Raw genomic sequence first — 26,539 nt, forward strand, 5'->3', positions numbered from 1 at the left:
GTTAGCTTCATTACTTACTACATGATACTAACTCAAATAAACACGGTCTTCCTCACCGTCTACATCCATAATTACATCCACATGCTCTTTTAACACGGTAGCCAGTTCTAAACCAACGAAATCAGTTGCAACAGGAAAAATCTTGTGGCTTCGATCAACCAGAACAACAGTACGAATTTTTTTATGCGGCGTATTTAAGAAAACACCTAATCCGTATGCCAGGGTTTTTCCACTGTTTAGCACATCATCCACAATGATAATGACCTTATTTTTCCATTGACTTTCATCCAGATCGGTAGTGGCAATAAGTTTACTGCTTTCTTTCTGAAGATCGATGCGCAAAAGGGTTAGCTTAAAACCCGAAATCTTTTTCAGCACCTTTTCCAAACGAACAGCTAATTTGTAGCCACGGTCCCAAATACCTGCAAGCACCACCTCTTTCTCATTTAAGTTATCTTCCAGAATCTGATAAGCGATTCGATCGATCTTCTGCTGAATCTGTTTCTTATTTAGTATGAGGATTTGTGATGTCATTTTATAAAAGGATTGAATACAAAAAGAACAATTTTAAGGATGATATTCAAACTATTTCAAAAATAATTTCTTCAGTCTGCAACGTTTTTATTCTATGTGCGTCTAATGACTAACCAAAAACAAATTTATGAAAAACCTGATCAGAGTATCTACCATCTTATTTTTTGCATTTTCTGCTACTGTAGCCGTGGCGCAGGAAAGTAAAAACTTCCCGGTTAAAAATTATAACAGTATTGGCGTAAGCAGTGGAATTGATTTATACCTCACTCAGGGAAATACCGAAAGTGTAGTGATTAAATCCGATGGTAAAACCCTGGAAGACATTATTGTGGAGCAGCGTGGAGATAAAATTACCATCAAGTTTAAAGACGGCATCAGCTGGAGCGGCATGTTCAAAAACCGTGTAATCAAGGCTTATGTAAGCTATAAAACATTAAACGAAATTGCTGCTTCCGGCGGATCGGATGTATTTACACAGAATCCAATTAAAACAAACAGCCTGGCCATCAGGGCATCTGGCGGATCAGATTTAAAATTAAATTTGATCAGTACTGACCTTACCATTCAATCCAGTGGCGGCAGTGATATCAACCTTAAAGGCAAAGCAACAAACATGAGCATTCAATCCAGTGGCGGCAGCGATATTGACGCTTTCGAATTGATCACTGATTATGCAAAAGTACAGGCATCCGGAGGCGCTGATGTTGCTATTTATGTAAATAAGGGATTGGAAGCGGCTGCAAGTGGTGGCGGCGATGTGAGCTTCAAAGGAAATGCAGCGTTGAATAAAACTTCCAGCTCAAAAAGCGGAGATGTTCATCATGTTAATTAAGAACTTTAGTTTAGTTAATGATAAATTCGCCGCTTTGTGGATGCAAAGCGGCTTATTCTTTTGGCTAACGTTGAGCTAACTATTCCAATAACGGGAATGTATTTGGCAGACTAATTCTATAATTTACTTTTTAGCTTTATTGTAGGGATAATAAACAAAGTTTGCGCCTTCAGGTACAATCACAAACACACACATATAATCTTCAGGTCTTTTATAAACCTTTAAAAAGGGCTCTTTCTTTTCTTTAGTGATGATTCCTTTTTCAACAAACTCTTCTAAAGTAGAAGCCTGAATAGACCAATCTGTATTTAATTCTTCTTTATTTAAGATCATTTCACCAATACTCACCTGGTGCTGGTGGGCAATAAAAATAGGATGGGCAGAAATACCTTCCACCATAATTTCGATACCTACTTCTTTAATTGCATCAGCATAAAAAGCCAGATCTTTCTCTAAGCTTACCAACGGACTTTCCTGCTTTCTCTGTGGTGCTCCGCTATCCTCCGGTGTGGCGTTTAATAATTCTTCTCTATCCATTCCTAATCTTGTATTTTGAATGAGTAATAGAATGAATGTCGATAAGTAATTCATCCCTTCGGCATTCAATCATTCTCTAATGCTATCCTTTTAATTTTAACAAAACCACATTTTCCACGTGTTGTGTGTGTGGAAACATGTCTACCGGCTTAATACGTGCCACATCATACTTATCCTTTAACAACTCCAGATCTCTGGCTTGTGTGGCTGCATTACAGCTTACATAGACAATTTTTGCTGATTCCATTTCCAGTAGTCTTTGTACCACATCAGCATGCATGCCTGCCCTTGGCGGATCAGTAATTACGACATCTGGCTTACCATGAATGGCAATAAACTCAGAAGTTAAAATGTCTTTCATATCTCCGGCGTAAAAAATGGTGTTATCAATGCCATTTAATGCCGAATTAAACTTAGCATCTTCAATAGCAGTTGGCACATACTCAACCCCAATTACCTGCTTTACATTTTTAGCCACAAAATTGGCAATGGTTCCGGCACCTGTATATAAATCATACACCAGTTCATCACCTTTAAATCCGGCAAAATCCCTGGTGATTTTATACAATTCAAAAGCCTGATCAGAATTGGTTTGGTAAAAAGACTTCACCCCTATTTTAAAACGAATGCCATCCATTTCTTCAAAAATATGATCACGCCCAGCAAACAGATGAACGTCCTGGTCAAATATGGTATCGTTTTTCTTCTGGTTAACAATGTATAATAATGAAGTGATCTGCGGAAAACTTGTTTTCAGAAAATCCATTAAGCCGCCTACCTGGTCCTGCTCCGGATAGGCAAAAACAACAGCAACCATTACCTCACCTGTTGATGATGTACGGATAATCAGGTTACGCAATACGCCTTCATGATTGCGCAAATCATAGAATGATAACTGATGCTCTAAGGCATACTTCCGAACAGCATTTCTGATAGAATTGGAAGGTTCATCCTGCAGGTAACAATGTTCAATATCCAATATTTTGTCAAAACGCAATGGAACATGAAAACCCAAGGCATTCATATCAAAATCTTCATCCCGGTCAATATCAGTGCGGTCCAGCCAACGTTTATTTGAAAATGTGAATTCTAATTTATTACGGTAGTATCTGTTTTTGACCGATCCTAAAATAGGCTCAGCTTGAGAAGTGTCTATTTTACCAAGCCGTTGCAATGCAGCCTCTACATTTTTTTGCTTAAATTTTAACTGAGCATCATAACCCATGTGTTGCCATTTACAGCCACCACAAGTTCCAAAATGAGGACAGAAGGGATCCGTTCGCAATGTCGATTTTTCATGCAATTGTTCAATAATGGCTTCAGCAAAATTCTTTTTCTTTTTTGTTAAGCGAACATCTACAACATCACCTGGAACGGCTTTGTCTACAAAAATGACCAATTCATCAGCTTTGCCAACGCCTTTTCCTTCTTCAGCAATATCTATAATTTGTACGTTTGGAATGATGGTTACCGTACCAGGTTTTCTTCTACTCATTATCCGGCAAATATAAGGCTAAAAGCTGAAAGACTAAAGTAGAAAGCTGTAAGACCAAAGCTGAAAGATAAAAGTGAGGAAAGGAACTTGAAAAATTCAGGCAATAAGAAATAACCTGATAAAAAAATCAGTATCAGAAAAAATGCAGTAATGAAAAATTATTTTCCGAAAAATTTAAATGCAACGCCCCAAAAGCCATCTAACCAGTTAAAATTCAGGTCAAATTTTTCATCAACCAATACAGAAAACTCTAATATTTCTTTGCTCATGATAAAAAACCTCTCTATTCACACAATTATACAAAATTCATACCGAAAACCATAACGGTATAAGTTAAATATACATTAACATTACTTTAAATTTACCCATCAATATTATTTCATGGAAGGATTTAAAACTGCCACTGACCGATCTTAACATACAGATTCATTTCACATGATAAACCTTGTGCTGATCAGGAAAGAATATTCTTAGTATCTTTCGTTTTTAAATGGCACAATGAAGATAAAAATCCTTTTTTTCCTATTGTTTACAACAATAAACAGTTATGCACAAACTCCGGCTGATGAATACTTTAAATTAACGCGAACCGGATTTAAGGAAGATAATGCTTATAAAACCACTGCCTTTGTGGAAAAATATTTCAGGGTACCTGGCAATACAGGATTCAATGCCAGCATCCATTATGTAGAAAACATTTTAAAAAAAGCCGGCTTTGTTGAGCAGAAACAAAATGAACAGGAGGCTCCTTTAACCTATCGCATTGAAAAGCGTTCCATGACGCACAATACCTGGGAGCCTGTTCAAGCGAACATTGATCTGATCGGCGATTCAACTCCTTTAATTTCCTACCAAACCAACCGTAATATGATTCCCATTAATTGTGTTTCTACAGCGGCAGAAGGTGTAATGGCGGAGGTGCTTTATTTAGCTGACATCAAGCCTGCCGATATGGAAAAACTGGATTTAAAAGGGAAGATCATTTTTTCAGAAAATCATCCTTCAAGATTATTACCACTTGCCACTAAGGCTGGGGCGATTGGTGTGTTAGGCTATTCGATGCCCAAATACACGCAGCCGGAAATTAACCAAACCTCCATTCAGTTTAGCAGCATGAAGCCCAAAAGCGAAGTCTGGACTTTACTCCTATCTTATGCTGCCAAAGAAAGGCTGAAGGCAGCTTGCCTGAAAGGTATCACAAAATTAAAAGTCAATATTCAAACTAAAATTTATCCTGCTGAAGAACTAACCATTGTAGCCAATGTAAAGGGTAGTGTAAATCCTGATGAACGTTTTGTTTTTAGCGCACATGTTCAGGAGCCGGGTGCAAACGATAATGCCAGTGGTGTTGGAACCCTGGCTGAAATGGCCAGGCTTACTGCAGAATTGTATCAGGCCAAGAAGATAGCACCACAACGCACACTTACTTTTTTATGGGGTGATGAGATTGTATCTACAAAAAGATACATTACCGAAGATACTGTTAGGGCAAGGGACATTTTATGGGGAATGAGCCTGGATATGGTTGGTGAGGATACCAAAAAAACAGGAGGTTCATTTCTGATTGAAAAAATGCCTGATCCTTCTGCCATTTGGACGAGGGGAAATGACAAACATACTGAATGGGGTGCCGGAGATGTAAAGGAAAAAGACCTTTTTCCACATTATTTTAATGATTTCGTTTTTGATATTTGTAAGGCCCAGGGCAAATTCGCAAACTGGACGGTTAACTATAATCCTTTTGAAGGTGGCAGTGACCATACCCCATTTTTACAAAACAAAATCCCGGGATTACTGATGTGGCATTTTACAGATGTATTTTACCATACCGACAATGACAGAATGGACAAGGTTTCACCCATTGAAATGAAAAATGTAGGCGTTAGTGCATTAACGGCAGCCTATGGTCTCATCTCTGCTGATGAAAATGCCGCGAATGCTGTTATTAATCAAATAAAAACCGATGGACTGGCCCGTTTAAAAACTGAATTTGAGCTGAGTAAAAAAGCAATTGGAGAAGGAAAATCAGCAGTTGAAGAGAAACATATTATGGAGGTCTGGAGCAAATGGTACACAGATGCCTTAGCCACTATTCAAAACTTGCCGGTAAAAAAGGAGACTACGAAAGTAGGTTCAGCCATTAAAGTGGCAAGTATGGAGATGGAGAAACAAACCCTTATTTATATAACAGCATTAAAATAACATCATGCCTAAAGCAATCGTTATCGGAGCAGGAATTGCAGGAATTGCTTCCGCCATCCGCCTGGCCATAAAGGGCTATCAAGTTGATGTTTTTGAAGCCAACGCCAAACCGGGAGGTAAATTAGGTGAAATCAGGATGAATGGTTTTAGATTTGATACCGGCCCGAGCCTGTTCACCATGCCACAATATGTTGATGAACTTTTTACGCTTGCAGGCAAAAATCCGAAAGATTATTTTGATTACATTAAACTGAAAGAAGTTTGCCGTTATTTCTACGAAGATGGGTTGAGGTTGAACGCAAAGTCAGACATTAATTTATTTGCGCAGGAAATAGAAGCTAAAACCAATTCTACAGCAGAAGAGGTGAACAGATTTCTTAAAAAAAGCGCAACCATTTACGAGGTAACACACCAGGTTTTTTTAGAACGTACCCTTCACAAAATAAAAAGCTATCTGCATTGGGATACGCTAAAATCGGTTTTCAGGTTTTTTCAGATTGATGCTTTCAGAACACAAAACAAAGCCAATAAACACTTTTTCAAAGATGAAAGGATTGCACAATTGTTTAACCGATATGCGACATATAATGGCTCAGACCCCTACCAGGCACCTGCCACCTTAAATGTTATCCCTCATTTTGAATATCATTTTGGGGCCTTTCTACCTAAAAACGGCATGTATGGCATTGTGACGGCATTGGTAAAACTGGCAGAAGAACTGGGTATAAAATTCCATTATAACCAGAAAGCTGAAGAAATTCTTTACTCTGATGGTGCAAAGCCTGAAGTACTGGGCATAAAGGTTTACGATAAAACTTATAAAGCAGCGGTGGTAGTTTCTAATCTCGACATTTGGTTTACCTATAAAAATTTACTTAAAAATATTGATCCGCCTAAAAAATTACTCAATCAGGAGCGCAGTAGTTCTGCCTTGATTTTTTACTGGGGCATGGATGGAAACTATAGTGACCTGGGTTTACACAATATCTTTTTTGCCAAAGATTACCAAGCAGAGTTTAATGTAATCTGGAAAGATAAATCCATCAGTGATGATCCTACTGTTTACATCAATATCAGTGCAAAACACCTGAGGGGGGAATCGCCAAACGACAGTGAAAACTGGTTTGTGATGATTAATGTTCCATCAAATAATGGACAAAACTGGGATTCTATGATTCAGGCTGCCAGGGTGAATATTATTAAAAAAATCAGCCGGGTTTTAAACAGAAATATCGAGAAGGACATTATCAGTGAACAGATTTTAGATCCCAGGAGCATTGAAAGTAAAACAGGGTCTTACCAGGGTTCACTTTATGGAAACAGTTCAAACAGCCAGTTCGCAGCCTTCTTAAGGCACCCGAATTTCAGTTCAAAAATTAAAGGACTTTACTTTTGCGGCGGCAGTGTGCATCCGGGTGGCGGCATCCCCCTTGCCTTGCTTTCAGCTAAAATTATTGATGATAATCTTCCGGGCTAAAGTTTGCCAACTATGGCGCTTTCTAAGATTTCCGCATCCAGGTCAAAAGCATTTATAATCATTTTGGCCTGGGTATAAAAAGGATTCCGCTCTGCTAATTTCAGCTGAATGAATGCCAACAGTTGTTCATCATCCAAATCCTTAATTAAAGGTCTTTTTTGCCTGTTTTGAAGCCGGGAGACCAATTGTGCCGGCTCCATCTGAAGATAAACGGTTGTGCCATTTTCATTCATCCAATCCATATTGTCAAAAAAGCATGGCAATCCTCCTCCTGTTGCCACCACACAGGTTTCAGGATATGGAAATGTTTTAAGCATGTCGCTTTCATAATCCCTGAAGCCACTTTCGCCAAATTCAGCAAAAAATTCAGCAATCGTTTTTCCTGATTTTTTTACAATTTCGGTATCCAGATCAATAACCGGACAGCCTAAACGTTGCGCCAGCTGTTTCGCTTTTGTGCTTTTACCACAACCCATATACCCGATAAGAAAAATCTTCATTTATATTACGCTTTCAATAGACCTACAATAATTGGTCTCGTTTTAATATGATGTAATCAGTTACTGGTGGTTCAAAACCGGCTTTCTTCAATAAGGTGACCACCTGTCCGCGATGATAAGTAGAATGATTAGATAAATGCAATAGAATTTCATCTACCCGGTTTTCATAACGTATGCCTTTGGAATTATGATAATAAGTAACCTGATCTGAAGTGGTTTCACTCAATGCCAGGTAAATGAGTTTAAAATTTTCTTCGGAGATTTTATTAAAATCCTCCTGCGAATGGAGTTCCCAAACCCCGTAAAGCGGCCTGAGGCCCAACATCCGTTTTCCCCAGATATGCTGTGCATTAAGTACATGGCTGAACAATCGCGCTGCTTCGGGCTGTGCCACTGTTGACTGATTAAAAATCGCTATGATATATTGATCAGCAACTTTGGTATAATCGATAATTTCTTTTTCAGTCATGTCTAGCTTAGTTTTACCCTTGGATCAACATAGGCATAAAGAATGTCGACCAAAATATTAATCACCACAAATACAAAAGCAATAAATAATATGGAGCCCATGACTACAGGGAAATCTGACATTTCTAACGCAGTAACAGTAGTTCTGCCCAGTCCATTATAACCAAAAATATATTCTACAAAAAAAGAACCTGCCAGCAGGGAGGCGAACCACCCAGAAATAGCCGTGATTACCGGATTCATCGCATTTTTTAAGGCATGTTTATAAATGATGGCATTTCTACTTAATCCTTTGGCTCTCGCCGTGCGGATATAATCCTGCGCCAGAACATCAAGCATGGCACTTCTGGTTAACTGAACAATGATCGCCAATGGCCTTAGGCCTAAAGTAATCATCGGTAACCACAAATTTTTTAGGGTTAAAATTTCACCATTAAACGGATCATAAGAATATAAACTCCCACTCATTTTCAATCCGGTATAATCACTTAGCATGAAGCCAAAAATCCAGGCGATGATAATCCCCGCAAAGAACGAAGGTGCAGAAATTCCGAGGATGGCAAAGGCATTTGCAGACTTGTCTATCCACGAATCTTTATAAACAGCTGACAGCACACCTAAGAAAACGCCTATTGCAGTGGCAAATATCATCGCTGTTAATGCAAGTATGAAGGTATTGGGCACCGTCTCAGACAAAATTGCGGTCACATCTCTTTTAGTTTGATAAGAACTTCGCAGATAGGGCCACTTTAAGGCCAATGCTTTTTGATCAAAGCTGATCAATTTTACAAAATGATACTTTGCCTTATTGGCACTATCATTATCTAGCACACTTACAGGTGAGAGATCATTAATATACAATAGAAACTGTACTGGCTTTGATTTATCCAGTCCAAATTCTTTACGAACAGCTTCTAAGGATTGTATATCGGCCCGTTGTCCCATCGTCATCCTGGCCGGATCACCGGGTAGAATATTAAAAAGCACAAAAACAACCAGCACTACGCCGGCCATCACCAGTAAACCATAAAGTATTTTTTTTATGGCGTATCCAATCATTGCTTATCAAAATATTTTCTGCTTAGCTGATCAAAGGTAGGTACATTATGAAAATGCCATTTATTAATCACCACACCATTTTTCAATAATAAAACACCCGGATTAGCTCGTACCATGCTTTTTAAAGGCACTGCATCGGCATAAAACACTTCCGAAAACAGGTTATTCTTTTTCACAAAAGCTTCTGCCTCCTGGGCTGCATTGGATGTGAGCAGAACCGTACGGATATTAAATTGCTGTGTGGCATTCATGGCAATGGCATTCAGTTTCCCAATCGCATTTTCATTGGTATTTTTCAAATCGTAAGCAACAAAAATCAAACTGTAGTAAGGATTTTCAATAATTTCTTTCGTATAATCTGTACCCGAGGCATCACTGATAACCAGATCTTTAATCTTCGGTTCATAGCCTTTTTTAACCAGACGCTTTACCGGCTCACCTATAATTTCCCAGTTGTTGTCTTTCCAGATTTCAGTTTTAAGGTAATCCTTATCACTCATGTCCTTCTCTTCTTTTGTCTGCTTATTTTTGAGGTGATACATGATCTCAAATTCATCAGGTTTTTCACCCGGAGGAATAACCATCAGCGAGGGAATATGTGCGCCTACTTTGTAAGGCAGAAAATCAATTACGGGAAGCACATTGTAGGTATATAAGCCAAAGCCTAAAGACAGCAATGTTACCAGAACAGCCATATTCCGCTGGCTGGACGCTTTTTTAAATAATGGCTGAATGGCATCCCTGCTGATGAAAATAATGATGATCAGCACCAGTAGAATTAAATCTTTACCAAATGACTGCCAAGGTGTAAGCGGAATGGCATCACCAAAACAGCCGCAACTGGTTACCACTTTAAATGCTGCCGAAACGAATGTAAGCAGCGTAAAAAATATAATTAACAATAATAAACCCCAGGCTACCTTTTTACTCCAGAAACCCAAAATCAGCAATGCGCCCAATACAATTTCAAGTGTACAAAGCAGGATGGCCATACCAGTAGCCACCGGAATAAGGAAATCCATATGGAAAACTTCAAAATACTCCTGAAGTTTATAACCAAAACCCAGCGGATCATTTGCTTTGATTAATCCTGAGAAAATAAATAATGCGCCAACAAAAAAACGGGAAAAGTTCAACAATATATTTCTCATTCGTATTTATTTATTTTCAATGAAATGTTTAATTTACAAATAATGGCGCTCATCAATACTTTATTTAACCCCCAGTTTAATCAATGCAAAAACTGAATAATTGAGCATGTCCTGGTAGTTGGCTTTCACCCCTTCTGAAGCTAATGTCTCCCCATCGTTATCCTCAATTTGCTTGACTCTGAAAATTTTCATTAAAATCAAATCGGTTAATGAGCTCACTCTCATGTCGCGCCAGGCTTCGCCATAATCATGATTTTTAGCCAGCATTAAATCTCTTGTTTCCGTAATTTTTTCCTCAAACAAACTTTCAACCTGTTGAAATGGCATTTCGAGCGGATTGCTTTCACTCAATTCAAGCTGCATCATGGCGATTACACAATAGTTAATGATGCCGATATATTCCGGAACAATTCCCTCACCAACCTTACTTACTTTTTTTTCTTCAAGCGTACGAATGCGCTGCGCCTTAATAAAAATCTGATCGGTAATGGAACTTGGCCTGAGGATACGCCAGGCAGTACCATAATCTTTCGTTTTTTTCAAAAACAATGATCTGCAAACTGCAATTACTTCATCAAATTCTACAGCGGTATTTGTTTGTATCAAAGCCAGTATTTATTAAGTTTTAGTGTATTTTTGTTGCGAAAAACAAAAGCTAAAGATACATTTTTATAGCGAAACTCAAATCCCGGAAGGGCTTATCATGTCAGAAAAAAAAATTTTCGAACCTAAGCAAAGCATCAATATTAAGGGAAAGTTAGTGGATTTAAGCTCGCCAAAAGTAATGGCTATTTTAAATGTTACGCCCGATTCTTTTTACAGCAGCAGCCGAACAAAATCTGTTGATGATGCGCTTACAAAAACTGAAGCCTTTTTAAAAGAGGGTGCAACCTTCATCGATATTGGCGGATACTCGTCCAGACCGGGTGCCATTGATATCCCTGAAACCGAAGAATCAGATCGTTTGATTCCTGTGATAGAAAGTTTGGTGAAAGAATTTCCGGAGGTAGTGATTTCGGTTGATACCTTTAGGGCAAAAGTGGCCGAAGAAACCATCCATTCAGGCGCACAGATTATTAATGATATATCTGCCGGAGATTTAGATCAACACATGTTCAAAACGGTGGCCAGGCTCCAAGTGCCTTATATTATGATGCACATGCAAGGTACGCCTCAAAACATGCATCAAAACCCAACATATCAAAATGTAGCCCTGGATGTAATTGATCATATGGCTCAAAAGATCGCAGCATTAAAGGCACTTCATATCCACGATGTCATTATTGATCCCGGGTTTGGCTTTGGTAAAACCATCGAACATAATTATGAATTGCTTCAAAACCTGGATGCTTTCAAAATATTTAAGCTTCCGGTACTGGTTGGTTTCTCCCGGAAAGGTATGATTTATAAAGCACTTCAAACCACTGCTGCCGAAGCCCTAAACGGAACCACTGTTTTAAATACGATTGCCTTACAAAAAGGCGCTGGCATCCTGCGTGTTCATGATGTGAAGGAGGCCATGGAATGTATAGAACTCATTGCCAGATTAAATGGTTAAAATAACATTGTCAAATCAATTGAAAATTGTAAACTGAAAACGGTTTTGCTATCTTGCCACTAATGAAAGGATTTGATTTCGATTTTCTTAAAGTATCTGTAACCGATGTGGTAGATATTGTGCTGGTAGCACTCTTAATCTATTATGTTTATACCCTGATTCGGAATACACTTGCTGTAAATCTGCTCGTGGGAATGTTCATTATCACTGTTTTTTACTGGGTAGTGAAAGGTTTGCATATGGAGTTACTAACCACTATCATCGAGAAATTCATGAGCGTGGGCATCATTGCTTTAATCGTTATCTTCCATCCCGAGATCAGGCGGTTTTTGTTACTGATTGGAAAAAATGCATTCCTGCAGAAGAACAAGGCCTGGTGGGGTTATTTGTTTGGGCGAAAGGAAATTGAAAGAAATAACCTGACCCGCATCAAGCCGATTATTGATGCTTGTAAAACGATGAAAAAGACCAGAACGGGTGCTTTAATTGTTTTTGTAAAGTTCTATGACGAGCAGTTTTTTGCAAACAGCTGCGAAGTGGTGGATGCCAAAATATCCAAAAGATTACTAGAAAGTATATTTCAAAAAAACAGTCCTTTGCATGATGGTGCTGTAGTGATTTCAGAAAATAAAATTAAAAGTGCCAGTTGTATTTTACCCCTAACAGATAACGACCAATTGCCTTCGCAGTTTGGATTAAGACATCGTGCCGGTATCGGTGTTTCCGAAACAACTGATGCCGTTGCGGTAATCATTTCTGAAGAAACCGGAGAAATTTCATATGCCAAACAAGGCAGAGTAAGAATGAACGTTTCGTTCGGAGAACTGGAGAAATTGCTCAATAAAGATTTTTAGTAAACACAGATTAGAGGATTTAAGTTGATTACACAGATTTTTGCTTCTCTGTCATTCTGATCCGATAGATATCGGATACAGTGAAGAACTGCGTCGCAAGCATGAATACTTTTTAAATCTTAAATATATTATGAATAATCTCTGACCTATGAAAAACTAAACTTTCAATCAACGGAACAAACACGCTACAATGAAGATCCTTCGACTTCGCTACTAATAACAGACTCCAATAGAATGGTCGTCATCTCGACCAGAGCAACGCGAAATGGAGAGATCTTTGTACCAAGTTATTTGAAATAAAATTTAAAAGATTTCTCCACTACGTTCGAAATGACGCCCCTTGTATATCTGGCATTAAACCTCCATGTTTCAGTGCGTCCGTGGCAAAATAAAACAGTTAGTTTATCAACACCACAACCGCAAAAAGGCAAATGTTTCCATTCACCTTTTCAATATAATTTTAAGAATCACCTATCGGTGTAATCCAAAAATCTGTGCAATCAATTATTAGCAGTACTGCTCAAAAGCACCAATCAGGTTATCAGCAATCATTTGCGCTGGTCTGCCTTCAATTTGATGACGCTCAATCATATGTACCAATTTGCCATCTTTAAAAAGGGCCATAGCTGGTGATGATGGAGGGAAAGGCATCATATAATTTCTTGCCTGATCTACAGCTTCTTTTTCCATACCTGCAAAAACAGTTACCAATTTATTAGGGTGTTTTTCATGTGCTGCTGCTGCTCTAGCTGCCGGACGGGCATTAGCTGCCGCGCAACCACATACAGAATTTACAACCACCAATACAGTTCCTTCACCTTTTATTGCCTGGTCTACATCTGCTGCATTTTTTAATTCTTCAAAACCAACGTTGGTTAATTCCTTACGCATTGGTTCTACTAAATATTCTGGATACATTATCGTGAGTTTTTTATTTACAATTTGGACAATACAAAAATAACAAAATCGGATGGCTTGTGTCATCCGATTTATATTTTTAAGGTAAAATTAGTAAGCTCTTAATGAATTCCTTTGAAAAAACTATCGTAAGCAGAAGGATTTGCAATCGCACCTACAATAACCAGAATTACAATTGCGATAAATAATACACTTAATATAGTGGCAATCATTCCGCAGATTTTACCTGCTTTCGCATTTTTATAAGATGATTCGGTATATAAAGTTGGATTTAACTGATATTTTTTAACATCACCCGCGCCTAAAATCCAGGCAATAATACCAAAAATCAAACCAAAAATACCATAGAAGCAACAGGCTGGAATGGCAATTATGCCCAACACCAATGCAGCAGTAGCATTTGGAAGATTTTGCTGCCCCATGCCCATTCCACCGCCAAACTGACCAAATGGTGGAGGTTGCTGAAATGGCGGAGGTGTTGTAAACCCGGTATTTACAGGGTTTGGTTGTGGTATTTCATTTTTACCCAAATTAATGGGTTGGTTTTCCTGAGGTTTTTCCTGCTCTTCTGACATGCGTTTTAGCTGATAAGTTGATGAGTGTATATTTTATAAATGTAATTGATAAAAATAATTATTGCAATACCTGCAAAAGCGATTTTGATAATTTGTGCACCGCTTTTAAAATCTATTTTAAGATGAAGCAGGGTAAAAAGAATTAATAAAATAAGTGGTATCGCAGCTGGATAAAATTTGAAGGATTCAGCTAAATTTCCTTTAAGCAAAGCAATAACTGATCGCTGGAAACCACATCCGGGACAATCAAACCCAAAATGAGATTTAAACGGACAAGCGAAAAGATGATGATTCAGCCAGTCTAAAAAACTATGTTTCGGTTGAATCATCTATATATTCAATTTGAGCATCTTTCCAGACTTTATAATTTTCAAGATCTTTGACTACCTGCTTATAAACCAGGTTTAATATAAAAATATCATCTATAAAACCCAGTACAGGAACAAAATCCGGCACCACGTCTATTGGCGATAAAAAGTACACCAATCCACCTAAAATGGCTACAATTGATCGTTTAGGGATTTCGGTATAATTCCCGTTAACATAATCTTTTGACACAGCGAACAGCAATACCATTTTTTCCCAAACGCCATCCAGCTGTCCTTTATTGGTTACAGCTTTCCCCAATGCATCTTTAATAGTGGTATTGGCCTTGGATTTATCTTTCAGGATTAAAGTTGCCCTGTTTTCAGATTTCCTGAAAAAATCCAATATTTTTTGTCTGTTCATCTTCATAACAGATGCTTCACAAATTAACGGCCAAAAGTATCATAATTATCTTCCGCGTATTTGATAAAACGATCCAAAAGCTTGAGGTTTTTATTTTCAATTGCGGTTAATTATTGTCAACATTTTATTCTACAGGCACATAACACTCTACCGGATTAAAAAACTGGCGGCAAGTACTTTTCCTAAACACGTAACTATGCCGGGGGAAAACGGTGTTTTTCAAAATCTGCAGATCCAGTTTGCGAATATTTTTATTATGCTGCAGATGCACTAATCATGATCAAAATATCATCTATGTATTTCCTTTCGTTAGCCAGGCGCGGAACTTTATGTTGCCCACCCAGTTTATCCCTGGCTTTTAACCAGTTGTAAAAAGTATTGGCTGGCGCATTGTGTACCGTTGGCCTACACAGGGCCATATCCTTAAATCTTTTGGCATCGTAATCTGAATTGACTTCACGCAAGGTATTATCCATCACATCAATAAACTTTTCGAAATCATCGGGCTGTTTATCAAATTCTATAATCCACTCATGTCCGCCTGCTTTCTCGCCTTCAAAATAAATTGGCCCGGCGGTATAATCTTTTATTTCAGCACCCGTTTCAAGGCAGGCCCTGGTTAAAGCCTGCTCTGCATTATCAATAATCACCTCTTCACCAAAAGCATTGATAAAATGTTTGGTTCGTCCGGTAATTTTAATACGATATGGTGCAAGTGAGGTAAACTGAATGGTATCTCCAATCATGTAACGCCACAAACCGCCGTTAGTGGAAATCACGATAGCATAATTTTTATGGAGTTCTACTTCACCAAGCAATAAGGCTTTAGGATTTTCTTCGCCTATATTTTCCATTGGAACAAACTCATAGAAAATACCATAATCAAGCATAAGCAGCATTTCATCAGAATTATCCTGATCCTGAATGCCGAAGAAGCCTTCAGAAGCATTATAAGTTTCCAAATAATACATGTCATTTGAAGGAATAAGTTGTTTAAACTGCTCGCGATATGGGGCGAAGTTCACCGCACCATGAATATACACTTCAAGGTTGGGCCAAACTTCCAACAGGTTGTTTTTGCCGGTTAATTCCAAAACCTTTTTGGCCAGAACGATGGTCCAGGTAGGTACGCCTGAAATACTGGTTACGTTTTCCTGAATGGTGGCTTCAGCCATGCGGTCCATCTTTACCTCATAATTATCCATTAAAGCGATAGACATATCAGGTGTACGGTAAAACTCGGCCCAGATGGGCAGGTTTTTAATCAGCACTGCTGATAGATCTCCATAAAAACAATCTTCGTTAAGCTGATTGACCTGGTGGCTGCCGCCCAGCACCAAACCCTTGCCGGTAAACATTTGATTATCCGGCCGGTTGTTACAATAAATGGAGAGCATGTCTTTCCCGCCTTTAAAATGGCATTCTTCAAGTGATTCTTTCGAAACAGGAATAAATTTACTTCTATCGCTGGTGGTACCCGATGATTTGGCAAACCATTTAATATCCGATGGCCATAAAATATTCTGTTCGCCGGCCAGCATTCTTTCGATATAAGGCTTTAGGGTATCATAATTCTGAATAGGAACACGTTCCTGATATTGTTGCGGGGTGAGGATGCTTTTATAGTCATACATCTTGCCCCATTCTGTATTTTCTGCACTATCAATTAAGGTGTGAAACCACTCCTGCTGAACATCATAAGGATATTTCATAAAAAGTTCGATCTGGTGGATCCGCTTTTTCATCAGCCAGGTAAAAATTGAGTTTACAATTGCCATGCCTTGTAATTATATGTCGAATTTTTTACGCTTCAGTACAAAGTTTGAACCCAGATATACTTTTCGCACCATTTCATTCTCTGCCAGCACTTCCGGCACACCTTGTTCAAGAATTTTACCTTCGAAAAGTAAATATGCCCGATCAGTAATGGAAAGTGTTTCCTGCACATTATGATCGGTAATTAAAATACCGATATTTTTATGTTTAAGTTTCGCCACAATGCTCTGGATTTCTTCTACCGCAATGGGGTCTACACCAGCGAAAGGTTCATCCAGCAGAATAAAGCTGGGATTTGCTGCCAGCGCACGGGCAATTTCTGTTCTTCTGCGCTCTCCGCCTGATAATAAATCACCGCGGTTTTTGCGTACTTTATGCAAACTGAATTCATTAATCAACTCTTCCAGCTTATCCTTTTGTTCTTCCTTAGACAGGTTACTCATTTCCAGAATAGCCAGAATATTATCTTCAACCGTAAGCTTTCTGAATACCGATGCTTCCTGAGCTAAATAACCAATACCTTTTTGCGCCCTTCGGTACATGGCATCCTGCGTAATATCTTCTTCCTCTAAAAAAATCCGCCCTTCATTTGGTTTAATCAACCCCACAATCATGTAAAATGAGGTGGTTTTACCTGCCCCATTTGGCCCCAATAAGCCTACAATTTCTCCCTGACTTACACTAAACGAAACATCATTTACAACGGTTCGCTGTTTATATTTTTTAACCAGATTTTCGGCTCTTAATATCATATTTTCCTTGCTCGTCATCCTGAATTTATTTCAGGATCTTTTTAATGGAAGCGCTGAATCAAGTTCAGCATGACGATTTTATTTGTTTAATTAACTTTTATCCCTTTAACATTAAGCTGCATACGTTTCTTATCTCTCCACACATTTTCTTCTATGGTATAACAAACAGAAAACGGCATATTTGGTTGTAAAAGATTTTGAAATTCTGCCAGTCCAAATGCAATGCATTCAAAAATAGGCGAATTTTGTTGCTTTATGATAATTTTTAAATGATTTGCGCCGACAGCCATTGCAGCTCGATCTAAATAAACACCATGTGAGACAAAAACCGGCGCCATATTTTCTGGTCCGAATGGGCCCATTTGTGCCAAAACCCTGAAGAACTTGCCATCAATCTGAGCCAACTCAATTTCAGCATCAATCTTAAGCATTGGGGTAAGCAATTCATCGGTAATGGAAGCCGAAACAATTTTTTCAAATTTATCTGCAAAGGCACCAACATTATGGGCCTGCATGGTTAAACCTGCAGCAAACTTATGACCTCCAAACTGATCCAGAAGATCTGCACATCCACTCAAAGCTTCGTACAGATCAAAGCCCACAACCGAACGGCAGGAACCTGCTACATGCCCGTTTGATTTGGTTAGCACAATAGTGGGGCGATAATACGTTTCAGTCAGTCGTGAAGCCACAATTCCGATCACACCTTTATGCCAGTTTTCATTAAATACCACCGTGGTTTTCCGGTTAATCAATGTATCGCTACTCCCAATCAGGTCAAGTGCCTCACGGGTAATGTCCTGATCGTACGTTTTTCGTTCTGTATTTTTAAGGTTGATGGATTCGCTTTGCTCCAGTGAATTGCTGTCTGCCTCACACAACAGCATGGCTACTGCATGTTTGGCATGGTCTATCCTTCCGGCAGCATTGATCCTGGGTCCTAAAGTAAATACCACATCAATAATAGTATAATTTTCCTTTTTCCCAGATACTTCCATCAGCGCCCTTAAACCTTCACATGGATTAGTATTCAGTTTCTTTAATCCATAGTAAGCCAGTATCCTGTTTTCTCCAACTACCGGAACAATGTCTGCAGCAATACTCACCATGACCAGATCCAGGTACCGGAGATAAGTATCGGCAGGAAGATCATGCTTTTGCGCATAAGCCTGGGCGAGTTTAAAACCGATTCCGCAGCCAGCCAATTCTTTAAAAGGATAGGCACAATCACTTCTTTTCGGATCTAAAACAGCAACCGCTTCCGGGATTTCATCACCGGGTAAATGGTGATCGCAAATGATAAAATTGATACCCAAACTGTTCGCATAATCAACTTTATCTAATGATTTTATCCCACAATCCAGCGCAATGATGAGCGAAAAACCATTTTCATGGGCATAGTCAATCCCCGCGGTAGAAATTCCATATCCCTCCAGGTAACGATCAGGAATATAATATTCAATATTTTCGGTAAACTGAGAAAAGAAGCTGTAAGCCAGGGCTACGGATGTTGTTCCATCTACATCGTAATCGCCGTAAATAAGGATTTTCTCATGAGTAGACAAGGCCTTTTCAATCCTGCAAATGGCTACATCCATATCTTTCATCAGGAAAGGATCGTGAAGGTGAGCCAGTTCCGGTCTGAAAAAATATTTGGCCTGATCAAAATCACAAATGTTTCGCTGAACTAAAACTTGCGCTAATGACCTGTCTATATTAAGTTGTTCTGCTATTTTCTTTACCGTGTCATCATTACAATTTGATGTCAGCACCCATCTTTTTTCCATTATATTTGTCTCCGAACAGTAAATATACTTTTTTAATTTAAATCTCCATTACCTTGCAAGTTCACACCCTTTTTGAAGGAACCTATTCGGTAGATGCTACCAAAAAATTTATCCCTTTTGATGCTGCCGTTCATAATTTTAAAGACCGGCCAGCCTCACTGTTCATCAATGTGCAGCCTTTTTTAGTGGAACTGAACAATGATTTAATTCTTTTTGATACCGGATTGGGTTTTAGCGATGACCATGGCGAACTGATTTTACACAAAAACATACGCAATGCAGGCTTTGATCCGACAGATGTAACCAAGGTTTTAATGTCGCATTTGCATTATGATCACTCCGGAGGAATGGTACATCAACAGGAAAATGGAAAGATAGAATTAAGTTTCCCGGATGCGGAATATGTCATTAATCTTGGAGAGTGGGAAACCGCTTTTAGCAGTACTTCCAGTTCTTACCATACTGATATTTTTGATTTTCTTCAGCGCAATGCCCAACTGAAATTTATAGAAGGTGATGGTAACCTGGATGAAGCCATTGCCTATGAGTTTACCGGGGCGCATTGCCCAAATCATCAGGTTTTTTTACTAACGGAGGGAAATCAAAAGGTATTTTTTGGTGGTGATGTTTTGCCTGAACCGGGTGAACTGATTAAAAATTTCATTGCCAAGTATGACTTCGATGGCAGAAAAGCAATGGAGCTACGCAAAGCATTTGGTAAAAGAGCTGCTGCCGAAAATTGGGAATGTTTATTTTACCACAGCAAAGAACAGGCAACCGGTTTTGTGGAAGCGCTCGACGGAGGGTTTAGAATAAGATAGAATTTATACCCGAAAGCGGAACCAAAGCTTAAAGACTAAAGTCCAAAGCAAAAAACGATCAGCTGAAAATTAAAAAAGATCCCGACAAATGCCGCGATCTTTTTTTTTACGAACTATCCTTTTTGAGGAAGGCTTCGAAATTATTTTTTAGCTACTAATTTCACACCGATTTCGAAGTTATCATCAATTGCTTTATCGCCGATGCTGTCGAAAAATGATTTAGAACCGTAACGGATATCATATTTAGTTCTGTCAACTAAAATTTTACCAGCTAAAGCTGAAACTGTTCCATCAGCATTTACAGCTACAGTTGCAGGAAAAGTTACTGGTTTAGTAATTCCTTTGATTGTTAAGTTACCTGTAACCGTTAATGCAGCACCAGAACCAGCCACTTTAGTAATGACGAAAGTTGAAGTTGGGAATTTTGCAGTTCCGAAGAAATCATCGGCTTTCAAGTGGCCTTCTAATTTAGCGCTACCATCGGCATCTTTGATAGAGTTCATATCAATGGTGAAAGTTCCGCCGGTTACTTTTTTACCATCAACATTTAAAGTTCCTGATTGTAAAGCGATTGTTCCGTTATGAGAACCAGTTACCTTTTTACCTACCCACGTAATGGTAGATTTTGCCGGATCAACGGTATAAGCTACTGGTTTAACAGGGCTTTTAAAAGCTGACAATGATACTACTGCCACTAACAAAAAGATTGAAGAGATTTTTAATTTCATGTTTGGTTTTTTTTAATTGTGATACAAAGATATAATGAAGGCTTATCCTTTATCATTGACCTATGTTAACTTTTTCAAATGTAATAGATTTATTTAAAATCATTCTATGGACATCAGATTATTGCAGTAGTTTAATGAAATTGAAATTAATTTTTCCCGAATGTATTTAAGGCTAGTGTAGCAATATCTTTAACCACTTGTGTGGGCGAATTACAATCACAATTGCTTAACCCGAGCACATAAATATCCTGTTCAGGAATATATATCCCCATTGTTTTAAATCCGAAAATACTGCCTCCATGTTCTCTGGTAGCTACGCCATTAATATCTTTTAAATGCCAGCCGTATCCATAATTAAATGTTTCGCCATTATTTAATTTATATTTCGAAAATGCTTTTTTGATGGTTTCTGATTTAAGGATTAACCGGCTGTTTAAGGCATTTTGCCAGCGCAACATATCATCAACCGTAGACATTAAGGCACCAGATGAAAATGGAATACTAAAACTAATAGCGGTTTTATTCACGTAGCCCGACGTTTTCTGCTGATAACCATAAGCACGGTCTTTAATAATCGCTACATCAGATGCATAACGGGAATGCTTCATACCAATTTTTTTGAAGATATTTTTATTGAGGTAATTTTCATAGGTATCGCCAGAAACCAGTTCAATGAGATATCCGAGAATTACATAACCAGAATTATTATATTCAAACTTTTCTCCTGGATTAAAATCCACAGGCTCATTTTTGAAAAAATCGACCATCTGTTTAGGAGATAAATTTTGTTGTGCAATCTGATTGAGGGATTTCATTTTAGTAAAATCCTTTATACCCGAAGTGTGGGTAAGCAAATGATGAACTGTAATCTGATCGCCCATAGGGTAATCCGGAATATACGCTGAAATGGGTTTTTGCAAATCTATTTTCCCTTGTTCAACCAACATTAAAATGGCTATGGCCGTAAATTGTTTGGTCATTGATCCCAGCTGAAATACGTTTTGAGTTTGCATTTTAACACCTAATTCAATATTGGCATTACCGAAAGCTTTTTGGTATACGGATTTACCATTTCTGGCGACCAAAAATATACCGCCGGGTCCGTTTTTGTCTTTAAAGATTTGGTTAAGTAAACCATCCACTTTAGATTCAAAAGTTTGTGCCTGACTAAAGCTAAAAGTAATGGCTGTTAATATGAATAACGTAAGAATTTTTTTCATTTTGATTTTATTTGCGGTATCAGACGATATTTCTTAATCTTGGGTTACAATTGATATTAAATAATTGATACTGCATTGCAGGAAATAACAATGTTTTTAATTTAAAATTGACCAAATGAATAAACAGGTAAAATCAATGCGCCCTTTTATTGGCGCAAAAGATTTCGGAACATCCAGAAATTTTTATAAGGATTTAGGATTTGAAGAAACCAATTTAAGCGATGGGATGTCTGTTTTTAAAATGGGTGACCTGGCTTTTTATTTGCAAAATGCTTACGTAAAAGATTGGGTTGATAACACCATGATCTTTATGGAAGTTGCAGATGTAAACCAATTTTACAATGACCTCACAGCATTAGATTTACCAGCAAAATATGAAAATGTAAAATTAAGTTCCATCCGAAATGAAGACTGGGGAAGTGAATGTTTTCTTCACGATCCATCGGGGATATTATGGCATTTCGGAGCTTTTAATTCGAATAATTGAACCTTACAGGAGAAGCAGCAAAAAAAATCTGCAAGCTTGGTGAAAATGATTTCACAAAACTTGCAGATAAATTTATTTAATGAAGATTGCTTCGTACTTTTTGCCAGGAAGAATTAAGCTTTAGAAAGGAAAAACCTTAAATCTTCCGACATTATACCCTCAACCTTTTTAAGGAACGATTTCTTCCAGATAACTCTCTACCGGCGGACAGGCACAAATTAATGAGCGGTCACCATGGCTGTCATTCACGCGGCCAACTGATGGCCAGAACTTGCGCTCTAACACGTAAGGCAATGGGAATGCAGCGGTTTGACGGCTGTAAGTATGTTCCCATTCATTCGCCGTAATCACAGCAACCGTATGCGGTGCATTTTTCAACGGGTTATCAACCTTATCAAAAGTTAAGTTTTCCACCTGATCGATTTCTTTTTTGATCGCAATTAAAGCATCACAAAAACGGTCTAACTCATGTTTAGGTTCAGATTCAGTAGGCTCCACCATTAAGGTTCCAGCAACCGGGAAAGATACGGTTGGTGCGTGGAAACCATAATCCATTAAACGTTTCGCAATATCGGTTACTTCAATTCCAAAAGCTTTGAATGAACGGCAATCCAAAATCATCTCGTGTGCACAACGTCCCTGAGCACCTGAATAAAGTACCGGATAATGCTGTTCTAAACGCGCTTTCATGTAGTTTGCGTTTAAGATTGCGTATTTCGTAGCATTGGTTAAGCCTTCTGATCCCATCATGGCAATATAAGCATGAGAGATAATCAGGATTGAAGCTGAGCCCCATGGCGCCGATGATACAGCAGAAATTGATTTTCCTTTATCAATATCAACCACAGCATGCCCCGGAAGATAAGGAACCAAATGTTTTGCTACACCGATTGGACCCATACCCGGACCACCTCCACCGTGAGGGATACAGAAAGTTTTGTGTAAGTTCAAGTGGCAAACATCGGCACCAATATTAGCCGGACTGGTTAAACCAACCTGTGCATTCATATTTGCACCATCCATATAAACCTGTCCGCCGTTGGCATGGATGGTTTCGCAGATTTCAATAATGCTTTCTTCAAATACACCGTGAGTTGATGGATAAGTAACCATCAGACAAGAAAGGTTATCCTTGTGCAATTCAGCTTTCGCCTTTAAATCTTCCACATCAATGTTTCCATTTTCAAGAGATTTAACCACTACAATTTTCATATCGGCCATTGCCGCAGAAGCTGGATTAGTACCGTGTGCAGAAGCAGGAATTAAAGCCACATTACGGTGGAAATCTCCACGATCATGGTGATAAGCACGAATGACCATCAAACCTGCATACTCTCCCTGAGCACCAGCATTTGGCTGTAAACTCATGGCTGCAAAGCCCGTAATTTCACTTAACCATTTATCCAGTTCGTTAAAAACGGAATAATAACCCAACACCTGATCAGCCGGTGCAAATGGATGAATACGACCGAAGTGAGACCAGGTTACCGGAATCATTTCTGCTGTTGCATTCAATTTCATGGTACAGCTACCCAAAGCAATCATGGAGTGGCAAAGCGATAAATCTTTTGCTTCTAATGATTTGATATAACGCAACATTTCATGCTCTGAATGATAAGAGTTGAAAATCCGGTGCGTCAGATAAGCCGAAGTACGCTGTAAAGCTGAAGGAATAATCGTTTCTACTTTTTCAACCACTTCCACCTGATCAGCCGCTACGGCTTTAACTTTAGCAAAGATTTTAGCCATTAAAACCACATCTTCAAAAGTAGTCGTTTCATCAACTGAAATGGTAGCGATGTTTCCATCATAATTTAAGTTGATCTCGTTATCGATACAACCAGATTGAATGCCACCTTTTAAGTCGCCTAAATCAAAACGAATCGTATCGAAATAAGCGGAATTTAATTGTTCAAAACCTAAGCCCTTTAATGTTGAAGCCAAGCTAACGGCCAAACCATGTGTACGTTCTGCAATGGCTTTTAAACCTTTCGGACCATGGTAAGCGGCATAAAAGCCAGCCATAATGGCTAATAATGCCTGTGCGGTACAAATGTTAGAAGTTGCTTTGTCTCTACGGATGTGTTGTTCGCGGGTTTGCAAAGCCATCCTTAAAGCATAATCACCGTGGCTATCAATGGTTACACCAATGATCCGGCCTGGGATTGAACGCTTGTATTCTTCTTTGGTTGCGAAAAATGCCGCATGCGGTCCACCAAAACCCATCGGAATACCGAAACGCTGTGTTGTACCGACCACAATATCAGCACCCCATTCTCCCGGAGGCGTTAATAAGGTTAAGCTTAAAATATCAGCTGCAACCGTTAATTTAATATTTTGATTATGCAGTGCTGATGCAAAATCTTTGTAATCAAAAACTTCACCATTACCTGCCGGATACTGCACCATTGCGCCGAAGAAATCTTCAGTAGCTACAAAATCCAGATGACTGCCAATAACCAATTCAATACCGTAAGGATTGGCACGGGTTTTTAAAATATCAATGGTTTGCGCAAAAAGTAATTCAGAAACGAAGAATTTCTTAGCCGCCTGATTTTTACGTGTACTGTATTGCATAAACATCGCCTCAGCCGCAGCTGTACCTTCATCTAAAAGTGAGGCATTGGCAATTTCCATTCCGGTTAAATCAATCACCATCGTTTGGAAATTTAACAGGGCCTGCAAACGACCTTGTGCAATTTCTGCCTGATAGGGCGTATATTGTGTATACCATCCTGGATTTTCAAAAACGTTGCGTAAAATTACACCTGGCGTAATCGTATCATAATAACCCTGACCGATAAAGCTTTTAAAAACCTTGTTTAGTAATGAAGTTTGTTTTAAAGCACCCAGATATTCCGTTTCTGACTTTGCTGCAGGCAAATTTAAAGGCTGTTTTAACCTAATCGTTGCCGGAACAGTTTGTTCAATCAGCTCATCAATAGAATTTACGCCAACAGTTTGCAACATTTCGGCTGTATCTGCCTCATTTGGTGCAATATGACGATTTTGAAAATCTTCCTTGTAATGGATATTTAAGCTCATGCGGTATGAATAATAAATTTCCCGCAAAGGTAAGAAAAAGGCAACTACTTTAAGGTATCAAAAGATAATATGGATCGTCATATTTTCGTAGTGAAATAATAGACAAAATCCAGGTTTTTAGTAGCTTTGGCGAACAAATCTATTTATGTCAGAACCTCACCATAATATTGCCTTACTGGTTCATACCTGTGACCGATATGAATTTCTTTACCCAGGCTTTGACATCTTCTTCTCCAGAAACTGGGATTTTAAGATTCCATGTAATTATTATTTTGCCACTGAAGTTAAGGATGCAACAATATCAAGCTTTAAGAATATTAAGTCGGGCCAAGGCGAATGGGCTGATCGGCTAACTACCTTATTAAACAGCTTAGAAGAAGAATATATCCTTTATTTCCAGGAAGATATGTGGTTAAGCAAACCGGTAAATTCTGATTTTTTTAAGCAATTATTTGATTATGCAAAGCAACACGACTGTAAGCAGATCAAACTTCATAGCGCCAGTGTATATAAAACCTTAGTAACTGATCAGTTTATAGAGGGTTGCAACATTGCTACAATAGACAATAAAGCTTCAGATTTCTTGATGTCACATCAGGTTACACTTTGGAAAAAAGATTTCCTGTTAGCACAGCTATATAAAAAAGAGCATCCCTGGCGAAACGAACGAAAAGGAACCAGGCGATTAAAAAAACTAAATCCGCTGATTCATCATGTTGATTATTTCGCTGAAAATGGTGCCAGTGAAATTAATCAGAATAAAAAACCAGTTAAAAGAAGCGAATACTTTGCCGTTTCTTTTAACAGTACTTTAAACGATAATGTACTTTGTTTTATTGATGAATTAAAGTCCGGTAACGCGGCAGAAAAAAAATACGGAAAAGATTTACAACATCATTATGATCATGAACTGACACATGATGGTAAATCAAGACCAAAAAAGACAGATTTATTTAAAAAATTTAAAACCTGGTTTTTGAAGCATAAAAATTAAGCGGTTAAAATACAATCCCCTTTAGCCATTCTTACAAAAA

The 26,539-nt window shown here is 38.4% G+C and carries 27 protein-coding genes; 8 read left to right on the plus strand and 19 right to left on the minus strand.

Annotation, left to right across the window (positions count from 1 at the left end; genetic code table 11):
• Positions 1-27: 27 nt before the first annotated feature.
• Positions 28-534, minus strand: coding sequence for a phosphoribosyltransferase family protein (locus tag OQ267_RS21345; RefSeq protein ID WP_088303066.1), 507 nt, complete (start codon positions 532-534; stop codon positions 28-30).
• 127 nt (positions 535-661) lie between these two features.
• Here OQ267_RS21345 and OQ267_RS21350 point away from each other — a divergent pair, with 127 nt between their 5' ends.
• Entirely contained in the window at positions 662-1,366 is a 705-nt protein-coding gene (locus OQ267_RS21350) for a head GIN domain-containing protein (RefSeq protein WP_265837991.1), read from the plus strand.
• Positions 1,367-1,489: 123 nt separating this feature from the next.
• Here OQ267_RS21350 and OQ267_RS21355 read toward each other — a convergent pair whose 3' ends face one another.
• From OQ267_RS21355 to OQ267_RS22510, 3 genes are all read right to left on the minus strand, one after another.
• The gene (locus OQ267_RS21355; protein ID WP_265837993.1) at positions 1,490-1,903 is read right to left on the minus strand and encodes a hypothetical protein; all 414 of its coding nucleotides are present in this window, start codon (positions 1,901-1,903) and stop codon (positions 1,490-1,492) included.
• A gap of 82 nt (positions 1,904-1,985) precedes the next feature.
• Positions 1,986-3,398 carry a 23S rRNA (uracil(1939)-C(5))-methyltransferase RlmD gene (rlmD, locus tag OQ267_RS21360; protein WP_265820101.1) on the minus strand — a complete coding sequence of 471 codons (1,413 nt, stop codon included), beginning with the start codon at positions 3,396-3,398 and terminating at the stop codon, positions 1,986-1,988.
• A 158-nt stretch (positions 3,399-3,556) separates the two neighbouring features.
• Positions 3,557-3,667, minus strand: coding sequence for a phenylalanyl-tRNA synthetase subunit alpha (locus tag OQ267_RS22510; RefSeq protein WP_088303062.1), 111 nt, complete (start codon positions 3,665-3,667; stop codon positions 3,557-3,559).
• Positions 3,668-3,896: 229 nt separating this feature from the next.
• On the opposite strand from OQ267_RS22510, the gene OQ267_RS21370 reads away from it, so the two are divergent.
• Together OQ267_RS21370 and crtD are read left to right on the plus strand one after the other, a co-directional pair.
• The gene (locus OQ267_RS21370) at positions 3,897-5,600 is read left to right on the plus strand and encodes a M28 family peptidase (RefSeq protein ID WP_265837995.1); all 1,704 of its coding nucleotides are present in this window, start codon (positions 3,897-3,899) and stop codon (positions 5,598-5,600) included.
• A gap of 4 nt (positions 5,601-5,604) precedes the next feature.
• Positions 5,605-7,077 carry a 1-hydroxycarotenoid 3,4-desaturase CrtD gene (gene crtD / locus OQ267_RS21375; RefSeq protein WP_265837997.1) on the plus strand — a complete coding sequence of 491 codons (1,473 nt, stop codon included), beginning with the start codon at positions 5,605-5,607 and terminating at the stop codon, positions 7,075-7,077.
• On the opposite strand, the gene OQ267_RS21380 is transcribed toward crtD, so the two are convergent.
• The 5 genes from OQ267_RS21380 to OQ267_RS21400 are packed head-to-tail and all read right to left on the minus strand — an operon-like array spanning position 7,074 to position 10,858.
• The gene (locus tag OQ267_RS21380) at positions 7,074-7,577 is read right to left on the minus strand and encodes a shikimate kinase (RefSeq protein ID WP_088303059.1); all 504 of its coding nucleotides are present in this window, start codon (positions 7,575-7,577) and stop codon (positions 7,074-7,076) included. The genes crtD and OQ267_RS21380 overlap by 4 nt on opposite strands.
• 22 nt (positions 7,578-7,599) lie before the next feature.
• Entirely contained in the window at positions 7,600-8,046 is a 447-nt protein-coding gene (locus OQ267_RS21385; protein ID WP_265838000.1) for a DinB family protein, read from the minus strand.
• Between the two features lie 2 nt (positions 8,047-8,048).
• Positions 8,049-9,104, minus strand: coding sequence for an ABC transporter permease (locus OQ267_RS21390; RefSeq protein WP_265820096.1), 1,056 nt, complete (start codon positions 9,102-9,104; stop codon positions 8,049-8,051).
• Complete coding sequence (locus OQ267_RS21395) at positions 9,101-10,255, minus strand: BT_3928 family protein (RefSeq protein ID WP_265838002.1); 1,155 nt, start codon at positions 10,253-10,255, stop codon at positions 9,101-9,103. The genes OQ267_RS21390 and OQ267_RS21395 overlap by 4 nt, the downstream gene beginning before the upstream one ends.
• Positions 10,256-10,315: 60 nt before the next feature.
• Positions 10,316-10,858: a DUF1599 domain-containing protein gene (locus tag OQ267_RS21400; RefSeq protein ID WP_265820127.1), complete on the minus strand. Its 543-nt coding sequence runs from the start codon at positions 10,856-10,858 to the stop codon at positions 10,316-10,318.
• Between the two features lie 100 nt (positions 10,859-10,958).
• On the opposite strand from OQ267_RS21400, the gene folP reads away from it, so the two are divergent.
• Both folP and cdaA read left to right on the plus strand, forming a co-directional pair.
• Complete coding sequence (gene folP / locus OQ267_RS21405; protein WP_265838003.1) at positions 10,959-11,813, plus strand: dihydropteroate synthase; 855 nt, start codon at positions 10,959-10,961, stop codon at positions 11,811-11,813.
• A gap of 62 nt (positions 11,814-11,875) precedes the next feature.
• Complete coding sequence (gene cdaA / locus OQ267_RS21410; protein ID WP_029286464.1) at positions 11,876-12,667, plus strand: diadenylate cyclase CdaA; 792 nt, start codon at positions 11,876-11,878, stop codon at positions 12,665-12,667.
• A gap of 507 nt (positions 12,668-13,174) precedes the next feature.
• Here the strand turns inward: cdaA and OQ267_RS21415 are convergent.
• The 7 genes from OQ267_RS21415 to recJ form a co-directional block, all read right to left on the minus strand.
• Positions 13,175-13,585 carry a BrxA/BrxB family bacilliredoxin gene (locus OQ267_RS21415; RefSeq protein ID WP_088303054.1) on the minus strand — a complete coding sequence of 137 codons (411 nt, stop codon included), beginning with the start codon at positions 13,583-13,585 and terminating at the stop codon, positions 13,175-13,177.
• Between the two features lie 101 nt (positions 13,586-13,686).
• Positions 13,687-14,160 carry a CCC motif membrane protein gene (locus tag OQ267_RS21420; RefSeq protein ID WP_216359274.1) on the minus strand — a complete coding sequence of 158 codons (474 nt, stop codon included), beginning with the start codon at positions 14,158-14,160 and terminating at the stop codon, positions 13,687-13,689.
• Positions 14,161-14,165: 5 nt separating this feature from the next.
• Positions 14,166-14,489: a DUF2752 domain-containing protein gene (locus tag OQ267_RS22515; protein ID WP_265838004.1), complete on the minus strand. Its 324-nt coding sequence runs from the start codon at positions 14,487-14,489 to the stop codon at positions 14,166-14,168.
• Positions 14,470-14,889: a YkvA family protein gene (locus tag OQ267_RS21430; RefSeq protein ID WP_265838006.1), complete on the minus strand. Its 420-nt coding sequence runs from the start codon at positions 14,887-14,889 to the stop codon at positions 14,470-14,472. Before OQ267_RS21430 ends, OQ267_RS22515 begins: the two co-directional genes overlap by 20 nt.
• A gap of 254 nt (positions 14,890-15,143) precedes the next feature.
• On the minus strand, positions 15,144-16,667 hold the full coding sequence (locus OQ267_RS21435; RefSeq protein WP_088303051.1) for a GH3 auxin-responsive promoter family protein: 1,524 nt from the start codon (positions 16,665-16,667) through the stop codon (positions 15,144-15,146).
• A 9-nt stretch (positions 16,668-16,676) separates the two neighbouring features.
• Complete coding sequence (gene lptB / locus OQ267_RS21440) at positions 16,677-17,417, minus strand: LPS export ABC transporter ATP-binding protein (protein ID WP_088303094.1); 741 nt, start codon at positions 17,415-17,417, stop codon at positions 16,677-16,679.
• An 86-nt stretch (positions 17,418-17,503) separates the two neighbouring features.
• Positions 17,504-19,204, minus strand: coding sequence for a single-stranded-DNA-specific exonuclease RecJ (gene recJ / locus OQ267_RS21445; protein ID WP_265838008.1), 1,701 nt, complete (start codon positions 19,202-19,204; stop codon positions 17,504-17,506).
• A gap of 53 nt (positions 19,205-19,257) precedes the next feature.
• Here recJ and OQ267_RS21450 point away from each other — a divergent pair, with 53 nt between their 5' ends.
• Positions 19,258-20,025 (plus strand): MBL fold metallo-hydrolase, encoded by a 768-nt coding sequence (locus OQ267_RS21450; RefSeq protein WP_265838010.1) that lies wholly within the window; start codon positions 19,258-19,260, stop codon positions 20,023-20,025.
• A gap of 140 nt (positions 20,026-20,165) precedes the next feature.
• Here OQ267_RS21450 and OQ267_RS21455 read toward each other — a convergent pair whose 3' ends face one another.
• Entirely contained in the window at positions 20,166-20,753 is a 588-nt protein-coding gene (locus tag OQ267_RS21455) for a YceI family protein (RefSeq protein ID WP_088303048.1), read from the minus strand.
• Between the two features lie 146 nt (positions 20,754-20,899).
• Entirely contained in the window at positions 20,900-21,973 is a 1,074-nt protein-coding gene (locus OQ267_RS21460; protein ID WP_265838012.1) for a serine hydrolase domain-containing protein, read from the minus strand.
• Between the two features lie 115 nt (positions 21,974-22,088).
• Here OQ267_RS21460 and OQ267_RS21465 point away from each other — a divergent pair, with 115 nt between their 5' ends.
• Entirely contained in the window at positions 22,089-22,460 is a 372-nt protein-coding gene (locus OQ267_RS21465) for a glyoxalase (RefSeq protein WP_265820087.1), read from the plus strand.
• A 168-nt stretch (positions 22,461-22,628) separates the two neighbouring features.
• On the opposite strand, the gene gcvP is transcribed toward OQ267_RS21465, so the two are convergent.
• Positions 22,629-25,505, minus strand: a complete 2,877-nt coding sequence (gcvP, locus tag OQ267_RS21470; RefSeq protein ID WP_265838014.1) for an aminomethyl-transferring glycine dehydrogenase — start codon at positions 25,503-25,505, stop codon at positions 22,629-22,631.
• 145 nt (positions 25,506-25,650) lie between these two features.
• Here gcvP and OQ267_RS21475 point away from each other — a divergent pair, with 145 nt between their 5' ends.
• On the plus strand, positions 25,651-26,499 hold the full coding sequence (locus OQ267_RS21475; protein ID WP_265838016.1) for a hypothetical protein: 849 nt from the start codon (positions 25,651-25,653) through the stop codon (positions 26,497-26,499).
• Positions 26,500-26,539 lie beyond the last annotated feature (40 nt).

The sequence above is a fragment of the Pedobacter sp. MR22-3 genome, from assembly GCF_026240075.1.
Taxonomy (GTDB): domain Bacteria; phylum Bacteroidota; class Bacteroidia; order Sphingobacteriales; family Sphingobacteriaceae; genus Pedobacter.